Raw genomic sequence first — 18,205 nt, forward strand, 5'->3', positions numbered from 1 at the left:
ATGATGCCGTCTATCGGCACCTACGCAGTGAGGCGGGCCTATGACTCCCCAATATGATGAAGACACGCGCAAGGCACTGGAAAGCCTGCGTAATTCCGTGGCCAAGGCACTGGATCGGAAGCGCCGTTTAGGCCAGTACGCCGTGGTGTGGAAGGATGGTAAATCCGTCTACATCGGGCCGAATCCGCCTGACTCGAAGGAGCCGCCGCGTAGCAAACCAGCACAGCGCTGAGCGGATATTCAGGTAGTGTCTGGCATTGTTGGGGACGCTCAGGTGTCACGCTGAACATGGTATTTTTTATGGTATTGGGCTTTATATGGTTGGAAATACTGATTTAAATCAATAAGATAAATATCCTATTGATAATCGAGTGGGAGTAAGGTTGATTTTTAAGTTATTGATCTAATTGGAAAAATTAAATTTATATAACTTTATAGCTTACATCAATCTGGCGTGGATTCTTGGCTATCGTTCGCTTTCGCTGGCACCAAACGCCATCTGCAAGGGCTGCTTGAGCCGGATCGCAGGCAGTCATCCGCATATTCGGAGCCGGCGATATGGGTGGGGCAGTGGGCCGCGCTTCAAACTGTCAGTCGGCGATGGCAGGGATCAGTCCGCCAGGTAGATGTTCAGCCGCCGGGCGGCATTTCTGAGATGCCGCTCGGCTGCATCCGCGGCGGATGCGGGGCAGCCTTTCTCGATCGCGTGATAGATCGCCTCGTGTTCCTTCTGTACTGCCGCCACGAGATCCTGATGCTGGGACATGGTGTTTTTTCGGGCCTGACGAATGATGCGGCGGACATGCTGCTCAAAATATTCGCTGAGTGCAACGAAGTGCGGATTGCGGGTGGCTTCGACGATAGCCTGATGAAAGGCATAATCGTGTTCCTCACCGCTGAGGTCATTGAGGATGGCATATTCCATGCCGACGAGTTCGCGCCGGATTTTCCGCAGATCGTCTTCATTTCTGCGTTTGGCCGCGTAACGAGCCGAGGCGGACTCGACGGCGACCAGCAGTTCAATGATGTGGGTGACTTCCCGCTGGTCATGCAGGGATGGTGGCTCGAGCCGAAATGACTGATGTTGCTCGCGTTTGTGGACAAATACGCCACGCCCTTGATGGGAACTGACGAGGCCTGCCGATTTCAGCTGGGATATCGCTTCACGTACCACGGACCGGCTGACCTGGAATTGCTCGCAGAGTTCTTTTTCGCTCGGCAGTCTGCCGCCTTCCTCAATATGTCCGAGTGTGATTTCCTGCTTCAGCCATTGGACGATCCGCGTGCTCAGTGCGGTGTGTTTCATTTCATTGACTGCCCGGTTGTGCCGTCGAGAACAGCGGGTCAGGTGCCCTGTCCCGCATCAGGTCAATGTTCTGTCAGACGATATAAAGGCCGCCGTTGACATGCAGCGTTTCGCCAGTCATGTAGGAGGCCAGGTCGGAACACAAAAATGCCACGGCACCGGCCACTTCCGAAGCCTTGCCGAAGCGGCCCATGGGGGTGCCCTGCAGCAGTTCGGGGCCCCTCTGACGGATGAGATCATCGGTCATTGGGGTTGCAATGATGCCAGGCGACACGATGTTCACCCGCGTACGGGGGGCGAGTTCCCGTGCGAGGCTCTTGCTCAGGCTGGATACGGCGCCCTTGGATGCTGCGTAGTGGGCATGCGCGTAGCTGCCGCGGTGGCCTGCCATGGATGACAGCGTGACAATGGCGCTGTCAGGATTCAGATGCGGGATGACGGCCTGATACAGGTAGAAGCAGGCGTCCAGGTTGATGGCCATCAACTCACGCCACTGCCCGGGCGTCATGTCGGCCATCAGTTGTTCCGGGTAGATGCCGGCAGCGTGGATCACGTAGTCGATCCCGCCGTGGGCGCCTGCTGTGGCGTCAATGGTTGCCTGGCACGCGCTGGCATCGGACAGGTCGGCCGCGTGCTGGCTGATGGGCTGCCCCAGTGTTTCCAGTTCGTGCTGCAAGGCCGAAAGCCTGCTGGAATCCTTGTCGCAGAGCGCCAGATGCGCCCCGGCGTGGCCCATCAGACGGGCCACTTCGCGACCGATCCCGCCTGTTGCGCCTGTAATCAGGGCTGTCTTGCCATCGAATCGGATCATCCTGTTCTCCCGGGGCGTGAATCGGACGAAAATGGTCCCGCAACTGAAAACCACCGCCTGATTGCTGATCACGGCGGTGTTCCGGGTTGATGTCCTTGTTGTCAGGTCGACCCGGGCCTGTTTAGAATTATACTCAGCTTGTCTGACAAACAAGGCTTCTTATCAGACAGGATGGCGCGCCTGCAGGCGCAAGGAGCCAGTCATCAATTCATCACAGCCTGCTTTTACTGAAACGGCCTGTACGCTGTCATTTGCCGGCTTGCGGGGCAAGGTCGTCTGCATAACCGGTGCAGCCACCGGCATCGGCCTGGCCATGGCGCACGCCTTCGCGGCGGCCGGCGCGCATCTGGCCCTGCTCGATATGGACGGCCCGGCCTTGCTGACGGCCTGCGACAGGCTGACACACGACTTTCCCGATGTGCAACTGATGTCTGCGAGCACTTCGGTGCAGGATGAGCCGCAAGTGGCACAGGCCTTCGAGGCGATCCGGGCACGCTGGATGCGTCTTGACGTGCTCGTGAACAATGCCGGGCTCAGCATGAATGCACCCACGCTCGAACTCTCGGGGGCCGACTGGCGCAAGGCCATCGACGTCAATCTGAACGGTACTTTCTATTGTGCCCGCGCAGCGGGCCGCATCATGGTGCCTCTGGGGCAGGGCGTGATATTGAATCTGGCTTCGATGTATGGTGTGGTGGCGGCGCCGGAACGCGCCGCCTATTGTGCCAGCAAGGGTGCCGTGGTCATGTTCACCAAGTCGCTGGCCGCCGAATGGGGGCCGCTGGGGCTGCGGGTGAACGCGATTGCGCCAGGCTATGTGCGTACGCAACTGGTCGATGAACTGGTGCAGCGCAAGCGGTTGGATCTCCAGGCCCTGCAGCGCCGCACGCCATCCGGGCGCCTGGGTACACCTGAAGAGATCGCCGCATTGGGGCTGTTTCTGGCATCGGATCACGCCGCGTTCATCAATGGCCATATTGCAGTGGCCGATGGTGGCTGGACGGCCAATGGATACATTTAACCGTTTGTCAAAATTCAGCCGTTTGTCAAAGGGGCTTTTTCATGCCTGAATGCATTTCGCTGACATCCCCTGCGCCCTGGGTGGATATCCGGGTGACCGATGAAGACTGGCGCGACGCAGATCCCCAGCTGCTGAACAGTTCCGGGCGCTGGCGCGTCACTGGTGTCAAGGCCAAATGGAAATGTCCGGTTTTCTGGACGATATAGAAGCTAATGTGGCACACTGCAAAGAAAATCTTGCTTCATTTTCCGGTGTGGAACAAGAAAAAACGCCAACCATCCTCGACGATGAAATCAAGATCATCAGTTACGGAAAAGAACATCCTGACTCACCATTCATGAAAATAGGTTTCATTATGTCTGATCTGGAAGACGCGTAACCATGGGCACCACCAGTTATACCGTAGAGAAAATCCCCAGACCTCTTCCGGATGATTTCCTTGATGTATTGCGGGCGCAGTTCGGGACGGCCTGCTCGACCAACGCATCGGTGCTGCAGTTGCATGGCGCCGACGAATCCCCGTACACACCCATTGAGCCCGATGCCGTCATTTTTGCGCGTTCGGTCGATGATGTCGTGTGGCTTGCCAAATATTGCCATCAGCATCACATCCCGCTCATTGCGCGAGGGGCGGGCTCGTCTCTGGAAGGGCAATTGCTGCCAGTCGAAGGCGGTATCAGTCTGGACATGATGGGCATGAATCGCATTCTGAAGATCCATGCCGATGACATGCAGGCAACGGTAGAACCGGGGGTCACGCGTGAAGCGCTCAATGCCCAGTTGCACGATACCGGGTTGTTTTTTCCTGTCGATCCTGGTGCGGATGCAAGCTTTGGCGGTATGGTGGCGACCCGTGCATCGGGCACCAATGCCGTGCGCTATGGGACCATGCGCGAAAACGTGGTCAATCTCAAGGTGGTACTTGCGGATGGCCGGGTCATCAATACCGGGCACAGGGCACGCAAGTCATCTGCGGGATATGACCTTACCCGCCTGTTCGTGGGCAGTGAGGGCACGCTGGGCATTGTGGTGGAGGTCACGGTGCGCCTGTACCCGCGGCCAGAAGAGCAGATGTCCGCGATCTGCAACTTCGATACCATCGATGATGCTGTACGAACGGTCATCGACATCGTACAGATGGGCATCCCCATGTCCCGGGTTGAGCTGATGGATGTGAATACTGTGCGGGCGGTGAACCAGTACAGCCATCTTGACATGCGTGTGTCTCCGTTGCTGCTGATGGAATTTGCCGGCGACCCTGCAGTGCTGCAAAAACAGGTGGCTACAGTACAAGAGATTACCCAAGCCCATCATGGCCAGGATTTCGACTGGGCCCAAGGCGCTGAAAACAGTGACCGGCTCTGGGAGGCTCGGCACAAGGTGTATTTTGCGGCCATCCAGCTTCGACCAGGCTGCCGCTCGATTTCCACGGATGTTTGCGTCCCCATTTCCCGTCTGGCTGATTGTATCAACGACACGGCGGCAGATCTGGAAAGCGCGCCGTTTCCGTACATTATTGTCGGGCACGTCGGCGACGGCAATTTCCACGTGCAGATGCTGTTGAATCATGATGATCCCACCGAATGGGCAGCCTGTGAGCAGATCAACCAGCGCGTAGTTGAACGGGCCATCTCCATGGGTGGTACATGCACAGGTGAACATGGTGTGGGCCTGCACAAGCGTGACTTCCTGCTCATGGAATATGGTGCCGAAACCCTGCAACTCATGAACGAAATCAAGGCTGTTCTGGATAGTCGAAATATACTCAACCCAGGCAAGATATTGCCTTGATCCGGCGCGTGATCGACCCCGAACCAATCATCGTGTGCGAGCAGCGCCGGATGATGCGCACGTTCCTGTTTAACAAGATCATTTTGATCTCGTTGTGGTAGAGTAGGCGATCTGATCACAAACGTGTCACGATCCCATGTCGATGGATGCCGCCCTTCTGGAATTTTCTGCCGCCCAGCGCCAGCGCCTGGCCTATATCGAGTTCCGCGTGTGGTTTCATGGGCAGGTGGCGCGCAAGGACGTGCTCGAGCGCTTCGAGGTGGCCACGGCGGCGGGTACGCGTGATCTGGCCCTGTACCGTGATCTGGCCCCTCGAAACGTCGTATACGAGCGCAAGGCCTACCACTATCTGCCGTCGTTCGTGCCCCTGTTCTGTCATGACGTGGATCGGGTCCTGGCCATGCTCACATCGGGCTTTGGCATGAGCGAGCCCGCCACCAGCGCTGCGCCGATTTCGCATGCCGTTCCGGTGCGGCTGAACCAGCCCCGGCTCGAAGATCTGGCCACCGTGACCCGCGCCATTCAGGGGGGGTATGCCCTGGGTCTGACTTATCACTCGATCACCGACGGGCCGCAGCATCGTGAAATCGTGCCACATGCCTTGGTGGATTCGGGTTTGCGCTGGCATGCGCGCGCATTCGATCGCACCAGGGGGCGCTTCCAGGATCTGGTGCTCACGCGAATGGCGCAGGCAGAGCCGGTGTCGGGCAGGGCAGGCGAATCGGTGCCCGAAGAACAGGCCATGGCCGATGAGCAGTGGAATCGCATGGTGGTGCTGCACTTCGTGCCACACCCCGCGCAACCCTATCCGCGATCTATCGAGCGTGACCTGGGGATGCGCCACGGACGTCTCACGGTCACGATCCGCGCTGCGGTGGCCGGCTATATGCTCAGGCAGTGGCTGGTCGACTGCAGCCGCGATGCGTGCCTGAAGGGGCCCGAATTCCGCCTGTGGCTGGCCGACGTCGGCCAGCTCGACGGCGTGTCCAACGCAGTGCTGGCGCCGGGGTATGAGGCCAGTGCACAGTCCGATGGTGTACACGGCCGCTGACGCATGGCAGACTCCTTTGGGTTGCGTTCAAATTCATGAAAATCGGACGCAGGGCGGGCGGCCGATGCGTGTTGGAACTGCATGGGGGTGCCGGATGTCGTCGGCGGTATGTTCAACGGCGTGCTGGCGCTCGCGCGCCGCGTCAAAACCAGGCGTGGTACATCCTGAGCAGGAATTCTGTCGTGATGGGGTAACCCGAAGCGGATCCGATGACGGAATCGATCCCGCAGTGCGGGCAGGTGGCGGTCAGACCCAGGGCATTGTCCAGGAAATGCGGCGTTCCCTCGGGGGAATCCCACCAGTCGGTGATGTCTTCGGGTTCGAAAATGCGCACGCAATGAAAACACCCACAGTGTGTACTGCGTTCGATGGAGTCGCGGTTCTTGAAGGATGCTTTGTGGGCATCGATGTGATCCCCCGTGGCAGTGCGGATGGACCTGGTATTGTCTTCGTGCATGACCGGCTCTTCGGTGTCCACGGGGTCGTGCGCTTCGGGCTGCGGGCGGGTTCGCTGGACGAATTCGTAATCGGGACCGGGGGCAAACCAGTAGGCGTGCATCTGTTCCAGCAGGGCTTCGGTCACGGAAAACCCGGACGCGGACCCTATGACCGTATCGAACCCGCAATGCGGGCATAGGGCGGTGTCCCCTGTTTCATTGTATTTGTCTGGCGAGGTTCCGTAGGGTGCGTCGGTCCATTCGCGGATATCGCGAAAGGCGAGTATGCGCTTGCAGTGGAAGCAACCGCAATACGGACTCATGCTCAGCGCGGGGCGGTTGGCGATGCTTCCGGATACTGCGCGGACATGCCACCCTTCTTCGTCGCGGCGTTCGATGTCACGCCAATTCATGGCTGGGTATCCTCATCTGTCTTGAGCGTTGAACGAGATATCATTGTCGAATCATTTTGATTCAATGTATAATAGCATCATTTTGATCTTGTTGTCGAGATAAAAGGTGACTTGGCGATGCCTCTGGAAGATGTCTATGGCACGTACCACGAGCGTATGACAAAATCGTCCTGATTTGGTCAGTGACTGTTTGAATCTCGAAGGCGCGTACGGATGTTCTGGAGACCGACATCCTGACGCTGGATGATGTTGCGTTCTGCATGAAAACGAGCAAACGAATGGTCTACCGACTTGCTGGCGCAGGCAAGATTCCTGCCCATAAGTTGTGGGGCATGGCGATTTTGCCGCAATGAACTGGATCACTATGTGTATCGGTACCGGAGCGAGCCATTGCGGATCGATTCAGCAACGGCCTATCCCAATACCGTCCGATTGGACGTCGCAGGCCTTCCTGCGAACTTCATGCCGCTGTTCGCTGGCGGGCGAACAGCCTTTGTGCCGGAGGGCGACCAGGTGGTCGTCCACGGCGGGGTATCGGTCGAGGAGTTGATCGTGCCCTTTGTGAAAGTCAGTTATTTGATAGGTAACGAATGAACGCATCAGCCCCAAAAATTGGCTTTGATCGGTTCATTCAGCTTGATTGGGCAGCCGCAGCACTGAATGTTCGTGCAGGTGTGGCTGAGCTGGATGATCTGAATGCACTGCTCGACACTGCTGGGCTTGGCGTGGCAGCCAGGAAGAAAACACGCACCGTACTGAATCGGCTCTGGCTGGAGCCACGCGCCGAATTGGTGGATTACGCGGATCGCGGCGTGGCCATCCACAAGGCTCAGCCGGGCATTCCGGTCGCCGCGCTGTGCTGGGGGATGGCGATGGCGACGTACCCGTTCTTTGGCAAGGTGGCCGAGTTGGTGGGCCGTCTGTCCGCCATCCAGGGTGACTGCGCGTCCGCAGAAGTGCATCGGCGCATGAGTGAAATCTACGGTGAACGTGAAGGCACCCGGCGCATGACCAATATGGTCATCCAGAGTTTGGCGAGCTGGGGCGCGGTCGAGCGGATCGAGAAAGGCAGGCGGGTCACTCGCCTGCCACAGGAACGCATCGACAGCGATGCGCTTACCGTCTGGTTGATCGAAGCGGCTGTCCGTTACGCCCGCAAGCCTGTACCTGCGGCTGGTCTGCAGTCGCTGCCCGTGCTGTTTCCATTCAACCTGATGCGGCCTTTGGCGTACCTGGTGTCGAACAGCCCGAGCTTCAACCTTCGGTCGGAAGGGCCGAGCAACCAACTGGTTGCGTTGAGAGAAGGCTGAACGCCCGACAGAGACCTGTCAGGCGTGTGTTCTGGTGGTGGAGCAGGGGGCAGATTACAAACTCGCCTATTGAAGGATAGCGGAGAGCTTGGGACTGGTGAGCAAAAGAGAGGCTGGTTTTGTTGTCTCGTGAGTCTATAATCGCGTCATGCAGAGGTACGACCTACCGCACCCAGGCAGCCTCCTCAAGGAAGACGTGCTACCTGCGCTAGATGTTACTGCGACCGAAGCCGCCGCACATTTGGGAGTGTCGCGCGTGCAGTTTTCCCGCTTCATCAATGGGCGTGCGGGTGTAACGCCTGAACTTGCACTGCGGCTGGCTAAATGGATACCGGCACCGACGGCCATCATGTGGTTGCAGATGCAGGCGGATTAGTACGGTATACAGGCTCGCGGCGAGTGGCGATATTCCAGCGTTCAAGCTGGGCGGGGCTTGGCGGTTTTCGCGTAGCGACATCCAAAATTGGATCCGACAGCAAACGACTGGTAGCCCCGTACACGTTGCCAGCAAGGTATCAAAAAAAGAGAATGGCGGTGGGGGTAAGGGCGATGAGTTACTACAGCGATGAACAGCTCGAAGCCATGATGGTCGATACCGAGTCGGATCGTGTGGAACGCAAACAATCATTCAAGGGGGATGCACCTGCGAAGGCTCGTGAGGCTGTTTGTGCGTTTGCCAACGACCTTGCCGGACACGGCGTGCCGGGCGTGGTGTTTGTTGGGGTGCATGATAATGGAACGCCCATGCCGGATTTTGAAGTCAGCGACGAGTTGCTCCGGCAGTTGGCGGACATCAAGACTGACGGCAATATCGTGCCCCCGCCGACCTTGCTGGTAGAGAAGCGTCAGTTGCAGGGTAACGAAGTGGCCGTGATCACCGTCTGGTCCTGCGATACTCCGCCCGTACGCTACAAGGGCCGCATCCATGTGCGTTGGGGGCCGCGACGCGGGCTGGCTACCGCGCAGGACGAACGTATCCTGAATGAGCGGCGGCGTCACCAGGATCGTCCGTTCGATGTGCAGCCCATGCGGGACGCGGAGCTGACGGATCTCGATCGGCTGCGCTTTGAGCAGGAGTATCTGCCCGCGCTGGTCGCACGCGACGTGCTGGAGGCCAATGAGCGCAGCTACGAGCAGAAGCTGGCTGCCACGAAGATGGTGCTGAGCGACAAAGAACCGACGCCGACCGTTCTCGGCTTACTGGTTATTGGCAAACTGCCATCCGATTGGCTACCCGGCGCCTACGCTCAGTTCCTGCGGCTGGCGGGCAACGACCTCACCGCATCCGTGTTGGATGAAGAACCCATCCATGGCACGGTCGCCGATCAGATTCGACGTCTGGAGGAAAAGCTTTCCGCCCACAACCAGCGCAGGGTGCGGTTCAGTGACGTCGATACCGAGGATCGCCGTGAAGCCTACCCGCTGGATGCGCTGCGCCAGCTCGTACGCAATGCCCTCATGCACCGCAGCTACGAGGCAACCAATACGCCGGTGCGGGTTTACTGGTTTGATGATCGCATCGAAATTCACAATCCAGGAGGTCCGTTTGGCAGCGTCACACCAGAAAACTTTGGTCAACCCGGCATCACCGACTACCGCAACCCGAATCTGGCCGAAGCATTGCGGGCGCTGGGTTATGTACAGCGTTTTGGCGCCGGTATCGCCATTGCACGCAAAGCGCTGGGCCAGCGGCTGCAGTTTGAGGTGCAAGCGGGTGTGGTTGCAGCAATCATCCAGGGGAAGCCTTCATGACAGCCCACATCGCGTTTTTCAATAACAAGGGTGGCGTGGGCAAGACTTCGCTGGTCTATCACTGTGCTTTCATGTTTGCGGAACAAGGTTTTCGGGTGTTGGCGGTAGATCTTGATCCGCAATCCAACCTGTCCATCATGGCGTTGGACGAATCTCGACTTGAAGCACTGTGGCCGGATAATGAGCATCCGCTCACGACTTATGGTGCGGTTGCGCCGTTGTTTGATGGTACGGGAGACGTGAGTTCAGCGCATATCGAGCCATTAAGCAATCGCTTGGGATTGCTCGTCGGTGATCTTGCCTTATCCCGCATCGAGGATGATTTGTCTACGGAATGGCCGCGTTGCCTGGAAGGGCGTGAACGTGCGTTTCGCGTCACGACTGCTTTCTGGCGTGTGATTGAAGAGGCGGCAAGGCGACACCAAGCTGATGTGGTGCTGCTCGATGTGGGACCAAACTTGGGGGCCATCAATCGCGCAGCACTGGTGGCATCCAGCCATGTGGTGATGCCTGTGGCGCCCGATCTTTTTTCATTGCAAGGTTTGAAGAATCTTGGGCCAGTCCTGCGCAAGTGGCGCAGCACATGGGTTGCGGCGCTTCAGCAGGCTCCTCGCGCCTTGGGCGCCATGCCGCAGGGGGAAATGGCTCCCGTTGGGTATGTATTGATGCAACATGCCGAGCGTCTGGGGCGGCCAACAAAAGCGTATGCCAAATGGCAGAAGAGGCTGCCAATTGCCTACCGGAAAAGCGTCCTGAATATTGCATCTGAAGACTTGCTGGCGAGTGATCAGAATCAGATCCAACGGATTAAACACTATCGCAGTCTGATGCCAATGGCGATGGAGGCGCGCAAACCCATGTTCAGCTTGCGCAGTGCCGATGGGGCCATCGGTGCTCACCAGACGAACGTGCAGCAATGTTATGACGATTTTTCAGCGCTGGTCGATGCAATTGCGGATCGCACAGGAATCAAGGAGGCAGTTTGACGACGGTAAGCAGGTTTGTCCGAACACATGGCGGGACTTGCACCCACAGGTGTGCGCCCATGCCGGGCGTACCAGACAAAACGCCCGACCAAGAGTGGTCAGGCGTGTGTTCTGGTGGAGACGAGGAGGATCGAACTCCCGACCTTCGCATTGCGAACGCGACGCTCTCCCAGCTGAGCTACGTCCCCGAAAGACGCGTATTCTAGCACATGTAAGGCTTCAGTTTGCCGCTTTTGGCAGGCGGCCCATGAGATAGAACTCGTCATTGGCGCGCATCGACATGAAGTTCACCATGCGGTTGCTCAGCCCAAAGAATGCGGCGATGGCCGCGATATCCCAGATGTCTTCGTCGCTGAAGCCATGCGGGTACAGGGCCTGGTAGTCTGCTTCTTCGATTTCGCGCGCATTCAGCGAAATTTTCAGGGCAAAATCCAGCATGGCCCGCTCGCGTGGATTGATATCGGCCTTGCGATGGTTGATCGCCACCTGGTCGGCAATCAATGGGTTGCGTGCCCTGATGCGCAAAATGGCGCCATGCGCAAGCACGCAGTATTGGCAGTCATTGGCCCCGGAGGTCGCCACGACGATCATCTCGCGCTCGGCCGGCGTCAGGCCGCTGTCTTTTTCCATGAGGGCGTCATGGTATGCAAAGAAGGCGCGAAACTCCGCCGGGCGATGGGCCATGGCCAGGAACACGTTCGGGATGAAACCGGCCTTTTCCTGGACCGCCTGGATGCGCTCACGAATGTCGGCAGGCAGGTCCTCGACCCGGGGAATGGGGTAACGGCTGATGGGCGGCTGGCTCATGTGGTGTCCTGTCGGTTGGAAGGCTGGCAGCAATGGGATGTAAAGGTCAACGCTGGCGGCAATGGCCTGCAAAGGTCAACCTTAGCATACAGTTGTAGCCGGATTTTGGTGCGATACTGTGATTCTGCTCCCGTCGTTTCCGGCATCAGGGCCAGGGCCCGCAGTGCCGTGATCGATCGCAGCAGCCGATCAATTGCAGCAGCCGATCAATCGCAGCATGTCTTCAGGGGATGTCTCATGGCAGAATCGTTGGAACGTGGGCGTACGCGGGTACGTGGCTTCGCCGACCCGGAAATGGACTATCAGCTCATGCGTCAGTTGGGCGCCACGCGCTATGGCGGGGCCTCCGTGGGTGAGTGCCTGGCGCTGGCGGCGCGCATCACGGATGCCGATCCGGCGTCCTGGGTGCAGGTGTTTGCTGCGGCGGGGCGCCGCCAAGAGGCCGATGCCGATGCACGTGCGGCCAGGGGGCATGCCATCAGTGCGCGTGATCAGTATCTGGTGGCCTGTAATCTGTACCGGGCTGCCGAATACTATGCCTCGATTCAGGATCCGGAGCACGCCGTATTGGGTCTGGCCAGCCGGCGCTGTTTCCTCACGGCCATGCATCAGGGTGGCCTGGCGTGCGAAGAATGGTGGTTCTCTCTGGATGATCAACGCCTGCCGGCCTATTATGTGCGCGCACCGCGCAACGGGTCTGCCCAGGGGCCAGGGCATGTGCTGGCCATCGTCAGTGGTTACGATGGCACGCTCGAAGAGTCGTGGTTGATGTATGGGGCACCCGCCAGCGAACGTGGCCATGATGTTCTGCTGTTTTCCGGCCCGGGGCAGATGGATGCCTGGCGCTTCAATGCACAGAGCCACTTCCGCCCTGATTTCGAGCACATTGGCCGTGCCGTGGTCGATCGGGTTCTGGCCTTGCCGGGCATGCAGGCCAGCCGGCTGGCTCTGATGGGCATCAGCTTCGGGGGCTATTTTGCAACGCGTATCGCAGCGCACGAGCCCCGTCTCGGGGCGCTGATCGCCAATTCTCCCATCATCGACCTGCATGCCTACATGACCTCGTTCACGGGGCTCGACCCCGCCGAACTGTCCGATGACGAGGATTTCGGCCCGGACGACCTGCCGCACATCCCCGATCATGTCATGGATGCCCAGAAACGCGCCATGAGCGCCAACATCATGCTGCGCATGGGGCAGGCTTCATTTCGCGATACCTATCGCTACCTGAAGCAGTTTCGCGTCGAAGATTCCGATCTCGCGCGTATCACATGCCCCTGCCTGGCGCTCGTGGGCGAGGGTGAGGGGGCCGCCCCGCAGCAGCAGGCCGGGCATTTCGTGGCGCATGTCGGCGGGCCTGCGACACCGCATGTATTCACCGCCGAACAAGGCGCCGATGGCCATTGCCAGAATGCCAACCCGGGTTTCTCGGCCGCTGTATCGATGGATTGGCTGGAGGAAACGCTGGGTTGAGTGGCTCATTGGCTGGGTTGAGTGGCTCATGGCCATCCAGGGTGGGGGTGGCCGTGGCCTCGTGCGGTCACGGTCGCGTACGACCACGGCCTCGTGCAGCCGAGGCCTTGTACGGCCGCAGCCCGGTGTGGCCGTGGCCTCGTACGGCCAGCGGCCCGTGCGGCCGCGGCGGCCAGTGACGATATAATGCCCGATTGCCGTTATTTTCAGGATCACCCGGAAAATCCCCATGAGTTCAACGATTCTAGAAAGCCTGCCTGTTGGCCAGAAGGTGGGCATTGCCTTTTCAGGTGGGCTCGATACCAGTGCTGCCTTGCTGTGGATGAAGAACAAGGGCGCCTTGCCCTACGCCTACACGGCCAATCTCGGCCAGCCCGATGAATCCGATTACGACGAGATTCCACGCAAGGCCCTGCATTATGGGGCCCAGGGGGCCCGTCTGGTCGACTGCCGTGCGCAACTGGTGGCCGAAGGGGTGGCCGCCTTGCAATGCAATGCATTTCATGTGTCCACCGGCGGGGTCACGTATTTCAATACCACGCCCATAGGGCGGGCCGTCACCGGCACCATGCTCGTGGCCGCCATGCAGGAAGACGACGTCCATATCTGGGGCGACGGCAGTACGTTCAAGGGCAACGACATCGAGCGCTTCTATCGCTATGGCCTGCTCACCAATCCAGCGCTCAAGGTCTACAAGCCGTGGCTCGATCAGCAGTTCATCGATGAACTGGGCGGGCGGGCCGAAATGTCGCAATACATGGTCGAAAACGGCTTTGACTACAAGATGTCGGCTGAAAAAGCCTATTCCACCGATTCGAACATGCTCGGTGCCACGCACGAGGCCAAGGATCTCGAGCACCTGGATTCAGGCATGCACATCGTGCAGCCCATCATGGGGGTGGCCTTCTGGAAGCCCGAAATCGAAGTGGCAGCCGAAGAAGTCACCGTAGGCTTCCAGGAAGGCCGTCCGGTGGCCCTGAACGGTGTCGAATATGCCGATCTGGTCGAGCTCATGCTCGAGGCCAACCGCATTGGCGGGCGCCATGGTCTGGGGATGAGCGACCAGATCGAGAATCGCATCATCGAGGCCAAGAGTCGCGGCATCTATGAAGCGCCCGGCATGGCACTGTTGCACATCGCCTACGAGCGGCTGGTCACCGGCATCCACAATGAAGACACGATCGAACAGTACCGCATCAATGGGCTGCGCCTGGGGCGCCTGCTCTACCAGGGCCGCTGGTTCGATCCACAGGCCATCATGCTGCGCGAAACGGCGCAGCGCTGGGTGGCTCGGGCCATCAGTGGCGAGGTGGTGCTCGAACTGCGCCGGGGCAATGACTACTCTCTTCTGGATACGCGCTCACCCAACCTGACGTATCATCCCGAGCGCCTCACGATGGAGAAGGGGGCGTCCACGTTCTCGCCGCGCGACCGCATCGGGCAGCTCACGATGCGCAATCTGGATATTGTCGATACGCGCGACAAGCTCTTTACCTATACGCAGGTAGGGCTGCTCAGCAAGGCCGATGCGGGGGGCATTCCTCGTCTGGAAGACGACACCAACCCCTGATCCCTGATGGCGTCGCGCTCGGGGCGGTTCAGCCAGGCGTCGGCAGGGCGGTTCAGCCAGGGCCGACGGGGCCGTTCAGCCCGCGCCGGCAGGGCGGGCGCGGGGCGGTTCAGCCAGCGCCGGCGCTGCGTTTCGGCAACGGACGCGCCGCCTCGGCCGGGCTGCCGGCCGTCGGGCCATCGGCATCCTCGGGCAGTGCGGCATTGTCGGTAGTCTGCAACTGGTTGCTTTCTGCAAAATCACATGCAAATTTCCAGGCCAGGGGTTCGATATCGCGCAGCCGATGATCGACCACCACGCAGGGCAAACCATCCAGGGTACGGGGAAACGCATACGGCGAATAGGACAGCGGGTTGTACAACGAACCCGCAGGCCGGAACCGGGACAGCACCCCGGCCAGGCGCTCGGCCCAGTCGCTTGGGCGGAAGCGTTGACCCTGAAGGGTCTTGCCGTGGATGATGAAATGATGTGAGGGCTGGGGCATACGGGTTCCATGGCTGGGGCAGGCCCGATGTGAACGGGGGCCGCCTGCCCACGTGGCGCATTGTATCCGATTGGCGTTTTGCGCGGACCCAGGGTGCAGGGTAAGATGCTGTTTTTGCTTCGAGTGTCTCATGCCTGCTGCCCAAGACCCTGGCCCGCTGCGCCATTTCCTGCAATTGCGTGACTTCTCTGCCAAAGAGATCCTGTACGTCATCGAGCGGGCCCGTCTCATCAAAGACAAGTTCAAGCGCTACCAGCCACACCACACGCTGCACGATCGCAATCTTGCCATGGTGTTCGAAAAGGCAAGCACCCGTACCCGGGTGTCGTTCGAGGCCGGCATGTATCAGTTGGGCGGGTCCGTCATTTACCTGACGACCGAAGGCTCACAACTGGGCCGTGCCGAGCCGATCGAGGACACGGCGCGTGTCATTTCCCGCATGGTCGATCTGGTCATGATCCGCACCTTCGAGCAGACCCGTATCGAGCGCTTTGCCGCGCATTCCAGGGTGCCGGTCATCAATGGCCTCACCAATGAGTATCATCCGTGCCAGATTCTGGCCGACGTGCTCACGTTCGTCGAACATTGTGGTGCCATTGCCGGCAAGACGGTCGCCTGGATCGGTGATGCCAACAACATGGCCTATACCTGGCTCCAGGCCGCAGAACTGCTGGGCTTCACCCTGCACGTGTCGGGCCCGCCGGGCTACAGGCTCGATCCACTGCGCGCAGGGGATGTCGGCCCGGCCACGCTGCGTGAATTCGATGACCCGCTCGAGGCCTGCAAGGATGCAGATCTGGTCACGACCGACGTCTGGACCAGCATGGGCTACGAGGCCGAAAATGAGACGCGTCGGCGCGCTTTTGCCGATTGGTGCGTCGATGCGCGCATGATGAAGGCGGCGCGCCCCGAGGCCTTGTTCATGCATTGTCTGCCGGCCCACCGGGGCGAGGAAGTCAGCGCCGATGTCATCGACGGGCCCCAGAGCGTGGTCTGGGACGAGGCCGAAAATCGGCTGCATGCGCAGAAAGCGCTCATGGAGTTCCTGTTGCTGGGCTGGCAGCAGGCATGAAAAAGGTGCCGTATGGCACCCTTTGACCCCGCGGAAAGCAGCAGGTGTGGCTCAGGCCATGGTCTTGATGGCGGCCGACAGGCGGCTTTTGTGCCGTGCAGCCTTATTCTTGTGGATGATGTTCTTGTCTGCCACGCGGTCGATCACGCTGGTGGTCTTCTGGAAGACTTCGTTGGCGGCGGCCTGATCGCCTTTTTCGATGGCCTGGCGGACACGCTTGATGGCCGTGCGCATCATCGAGCGCATGCTGGCATTGTGTTTGTTCAGGGCGACCGCCTGGCGGGCGCGTTTGCGTGCTTGTGCAGAGTTGGCCATGGGTGTGTGACTATGTCCGGGGTGGGTGAAATAAAACCAGCATTCTATGCTATACGGGCTTGCGTGTAAAGTCGCGCAGCCTGAACCCGCAGGTGATGAGCAGGGCAAAATAAATCAGCGCCGCGGCCACCACCACAAGCAGCAGCCAGGCTGCCCGGTGCAGGGGCGTCGCGCCCAGGGCGATCCAGTCGAACTGTGTCTGCACCCACAGCAGGAAACCCACCATGGCCAGCAATGCCGGCAGCATGCGCAACATGAACCGGGGCCAGCCAGCCTGAGGCTGGTACAGCTTGCGCCGGCGCAGCAGGACCACCAGGCTCAGCGCATTGACGCTGGCGCCCAGACCGATCGACAGCGCGAGCCCGGCGTGTGCCAGCCAGGGAACGAACGCCAGATTCATCAATTGGGTGAAGATCAGCACGAATATGGCAATGCGCACGGGCGTGCGGATATCCTGCTTGGCATAAAAGCCGGGGGCCAGGATCTTGATCGCGAGCAATCCCAGCAAACCGACTGCGTAGGCCATGACGGCCACCCGCGTCTGGGCCACGTCCGTTGCCGTGAAGGCGCCGTAGTTGAACAGGGTGGCCACCAATCCGTCTGCGAGCAAGGCGAGCCCCAGGGCAGCGGGTATGCCCAGCAGCAGCACCAGGCGCAGCCCCCAGTCGAGCAAGGCGTTGTAGGCGTCGTGATCCTGCCGGGCATGGGCGGCGGACAAGGTCGGCAGCAGCACGGTGCCCAGAGCCACGCCCAGCAGAGCGGTGGGAAACTCCATCAGGCGGTCGGCAAACGAGAGCCAGGTGACGCTGCCCGGTGCCAGCCAGGTGGCAATATTTGTATTGATCAGCAGCGACAGCTGCGCAACCGAGACCCCGAGGATGGCCGGAACCATCTGCCGCATGATGCGGTGCACGGTGCTGTCGCGCCAGGCCTCGAGAATGCCGACCGGACGCGGCAGCAGGCCCAGCCTGGCCAGTGCGGCCCATTGCACGCCGAACTGCAGCAGCCCGCCCACGATGACGCCGATGGCGAGTGCGTGAATCGGCTGCTCGACGTGTTGCGCGAGCAGCAGACTGGTCGCCATCATCGATATGTTCAGCAGCACCGGTGTCAGGGCGGGTACCGCAAAGCGGCTGAAGGTGTTCAGGACGCCGGATGCGAAGGCCACCAATGACATGCAGATGATGTACGGGAACATCAACCGGGTCATCCAGATGGCCTCGCTGAATTCTTCAGCGCGGCTGGCTTCGCGCAGGCCGGTGGCAATGGCCGTTACCACCCACGGCGCAGCCAGCATGCCGGCCAGCGTCACCGCACACAGGGTCAGGAACAGCAATACGGCGACGCGGTCAAGCAGTCGATGCAGGGCCTGGCGGCTGCCGCGTGCGTGGACTTCACCCAGGATGGGTACGAAGGCCTGGGAAAATGCACCCTCGGCAAACAGCCGGCGCAACAGGTTGGGGATGCGGAATGCGACCCAGAAAGCGTCCGTGATGGCCCCCGCGCCGAAGAGGCTGGCGATGATCACATCGCGCAGCATGCCACTGATGCGGGAAACGAAAGTCAGGCTGCTGACCGTGGCAGCCGAGCGCAGCAGCCCCATCGG

General features: G+C 59.9%; 22 protein-coding genes and 1 tRNA gene. 15 read left to right on the forward strand and 8 right to left on the reverse strand.

Annotated elements, in window-relative coordinates; genetic code table 11:
* Positions 1 to 40 precede the first annotated feature (40 nt).
* Positions 41 to 232, forward strand: coding sequence for a hypothetical protein (locus WCY17_RS10805; protein ID WP_372702197.1), 192 nt, complete (start codon positions 41 to 43; stop codon positions 230 to 232).
* Between the two features lie 378 nt (positions 233 to 610).
* Here WCY17_RS10805 and WCY17_RS10810 read toward each other — a convergent pair whose 3' ends face one another.
* On the reverse strand, positions 611 to 1,306 hold the full coding sequence (locus WCY17_RS10810) for a FadR/GntR family transcriptional regulator (protein WP_372702198.1): 696 nt from the start codon (positions 1,304 to 1,306) through the stop codon (positions 611 to 613).
* Between the two features lie 73 nt (positions 1,307 to 1,379).
* A complete protein-coding gene (locus tag WCY17_RS10815) occupies positions 1,380 to 2,117 on the reverse strand; it encodes an SDR family NAD(P)-dependent oxidoreductase (protein WP_372702199.1) in 738 nt (245 codons plus the stop codon).
* 313 nt (positions 2,118 to 2,430) lie between these two features.
* On the opposite strand from WCY17_RS10815, the gene WCY17_RS10820 reads away from it, so the two are divergent.
* From WCY17_RS10820 to WCY17_RS10840, 5 genes are all read left to right on the forward strand, one after another.
* The gene (locus WCY17_RS10820) at positions 2,431 to 3,138 is read left to right on the forward strand and encodes an SDR family NAD(P)-dependent oxidoreductase (protein WP_372702200.1); all 708 of its coding nucleotides are present in this window, start codon (positions 2,431 to 2,433) and stop codon (positions 3,136 to 3,138) included.
* Positions 3,139 to 3,179: 41 nt separating this feature from the next.
* Positions 3,180 to 3,344: a hypothetical protein gene (locus WCY17_RS10825; protein WP_372702201.1), complete on the forward strand. Its 165-nt coding sequence runs from the start codon at positions 3,180 to 3,182 to the stop codon at positions 3,342 to 3,344.
* Complete coding sequence (locus WCY17_RS10830) at positions 3,320 to 3,517, forward strand: hypothetical protein (RefSeq protein WP_372702202.1); 198 nt, start codon at positions 3,320 to 3,322, stop codon at positions 3,515 to 3,517. The genes WCY17_RS10825 and WCY17_RS10830 overlap by 25 nt, the downstream gene beginning before the upstream one ends.
* A gap of 2 nt (positions 3,518 to 3,519) precedes the next feature.
* Complete coding sequence (locus tag WCY17_RS10835; RefSeq protein ID WP_372702203.1) at positions 3,520 to 4,929, forward strand: FAD-binding oxidoreductase; 1,410 nt, start codon at positions 3,520 to 3,522, stop codon at positions 4,927 to 4,929.
* 136 nt (positions 4,930 to 5,065) lie between these two features.
* Entirely contained in the window at positions 5,066 to 5,980 is a 915-nt protein-coding gene (locus tag WCY17_RS10840; RefSeq protein ID WP_372702204.1) for a WYL domain-containing protein, read from the forward strand.
* Positions 5,981 to 6,122: 142 nt separating this feature from the next.
* Here WCY17_RS10840 and WCY17_RS10845 read toward each other — a convergent pair whose 3' ends face one another.
* Entirely contained in the window at positions 6,123 to 6,830 is a 708-nt protein-coding gene (locus WCY17_RS10845; RefSeq protein ID WP_372702205.1) for a hypothetical protein, read from the reverse strand.
* Between the two features lie 462 nt (positions 6,831 to 7,292).
* Between WCY17_RS10845 and WCY17_RS10850 the strand changes: the two genes are divergently transcribed.
* The 6 genes from WCY17_RS10850 to WCY17_RS10875 all read left to right on the forward strand — a co-directional run bounded on the left by WCY17_RS10850 (position 7,293) and on the right by WCY17_RS10875 (position 10,878).
* Complete coding sequence (locus WCY17_RS10850; RefSeq protein ID WP_372702206.1) at positions 7,293 to 7,424, forward strand: hypothetical protein; 132 nt, start codon at positions 7,293 to 7,295, stop codon at positions 7,422 to 7,424.
* A gap of 218 nt (positions 7,425 to 7,642) precedes the next feature.
* Complete coding sequence (locus tag WCY17_RS10855; RefSeq protein WP_372702207.1) at positions 7,643 to 8,140, forward strand: hypothetical protein; 498 nt, start codon at positions 7,643 to 7,645, stop codon at positions 8,138 to 8,140.
* A gap of 148 nt (positions 8,141 to 8,288) precedes the next feature.
* Complete coding sequence (locus tag WCY17_RS10860) at positions 8,289 to 8,516, forward strand: HigA family addiction module antitoxin (protein WP_372702208.1); 228 nt, start codon at positions 8,289 to 8,291, stop codon at positions 8,514 to 8,516.
* Positions 8,446 to 8,709, forward strand: a complete 264-nt coding sequence (locus WCY17_RS10865) for a helix-turn-helix domain-containing protein (RefSeq protein WP_372702209.1) — start codon at positions 8,446 to 8,448, stop codon at positions 8,707 to 8,709. The genes WCY17_RS10860 and WCY17_RS10865 overlap by 71 nt, the downstream gene beginning before the upstream one ends.
* Positions 8,690 to 9,892 (forward strand): ATP-binding protein, encoded by a 1,203-nt coding sequence (locus WCY17_RS10870; RefSeq protein ID WP_372702210.1) that lies wholly within the window; start codon positions 8,690 to 8,692, stop codon positions 9,890 to 9,892. The genes WCY17_RS10865 and WCY17_RS10870 overlap by 20 nt, the downstream gene beginning before the upstream one ends.
* A complete protein-coding gene (locus WCY17_RS10875) occupies positions 9,889 to 10,878 on the forward strand; it encodes a ParA family protein (protein WP_372702211.1) in 990 nt (329 codons plus the stop codon). Before WCY17_RS10870 ends, WCY17_RS10875 begins: the two co-directional genes overlap by 4 nt.
* Before the next feature lie 112 nt (positions 10,879 to 10,990).
* Here the strand turns inward: WCY17_RS10875 and WCY17_RS10880 are convergent.
* Both WCY17_RS10880 and WCY17_RS10885 read right to left on the reverse strand, forming a co-directional pair.
* Positions 10,991 to 11,066, reverse strand: a tRNA-Ala gene (locus WCY17_RS10880).
* Positions 11,067 to 11,097: 31 nt separating this feature from the next.
* Positions 11,098 to 11,685, reverse strand: coding sequence for a peroxidase-related enzyme (locus WCY17_RS10885; protein ID WP_372702212.1), 588 nt, complete (start codon positions 11,683 to 11,685; stop codon positions 11,098 to 11,100).
* 237 nt (positions 11,686 to 11,922) lie between these two features.
* Here WCY17_RS10885 and WCY17_RS10890 point away from each other — a divergent pair, with 237 nt between their 5' ends.
* Positions 11,923 to 13,158, forward strand: a complete 1,236-nt coding sequence (locus WCY17_RS10890; protein WP_372702213.1) for an alpha/beta hydrolase family protein — start codon at positions 11,923 to 11,925, stop codon at positions 13,156 to 13,158.
* A 229-nt stretch (positions 13,159 to 13,387) separates the two neighbouring features.
* The gene (argG, locus tag WCY17_RS10895; protein WP_372702214.1) at positions 13,388 to 14,728 is read left to right on the forward strand and encodes an argininosuccinate synthase; all 1,341 of its coding nucleotides are present in this window, start codon (positions 13,388 to 13,390) and stop codon (positions 14,726 to 14,728) included.
* 109 nt (positions 14,729 to 14,837) lie between these two features.
* Here argG and WCY17_RS10900 read toward each other — a convergent pair whose 3' ends face one another.
* Positions 14,838 to 15,212: a DUF3579 domain-containing protein gene (locus tag WCY17_RS10900; RefSeq protein ID WP_372702215.1), complete on the reverse strand. Its 375-nt coding sequence runs from the start codon at positions 15,210 to 15,212 to the stop codon at positions 14,838 to 14,840.
* 130 nt (positions 15,213 to 15,342) lie between these two features.
* On the opposite strand from WCY17_RS10900, the gene argF reads away from it, so the two are divergent.
* Positions 15,343 to 16,284, forward strand: coding sequence for an ornithine carbamoyltransferase (gene argF / locus WCY17_RS10905; protein WP_372702216.1), 942 nt, complete (start codon positions 15,343 to 15,345; stop codon positions 16,282 to 16,284).
* Positions 16,285 to 16,335: 51 nt separating this feature from the next.
* On the opposite strand, the gene rpsT is transcribed toward argF, so the two are convergent.
* Complete coding sequence (gene rpsT / locus WCY17_RS10910; RefSeq protein ID WP_372702217.1) at positions 16,336 to 16,599, reverse strand: 30S ribosomal protein S20; 264 nt, start codon at positions 16,597 to 16,599, stop codon at positions 16,336 to 16,338.
* Positions 16,600 to 16,648: 49 nt separating this feature from the next.
* Positions 16,649 to 18,202, reverse strand: coding sequence for a murein biosynthesis integral membrane protein MurJ (murJ, locus tag WCY17_RS10915; RefSeq protein ID WP_372702218.1), 1,554 nt, complete (start codon positions 18,200 to 18,202; stop codon positions 16,649 to 16,651).
* Positions 18,203 to 18,205: the final 3 nt, after the last annotated feature.

Source organism: Castellaniella sp., from assembly GCF_041677825.1.
Taxonomy (GTDB): domain Bacteria; phylum Pseudomonadota; class Gammaproteobacteria; order Burkholderiales; family Burkholderiaceae_B; genus Castellaniella.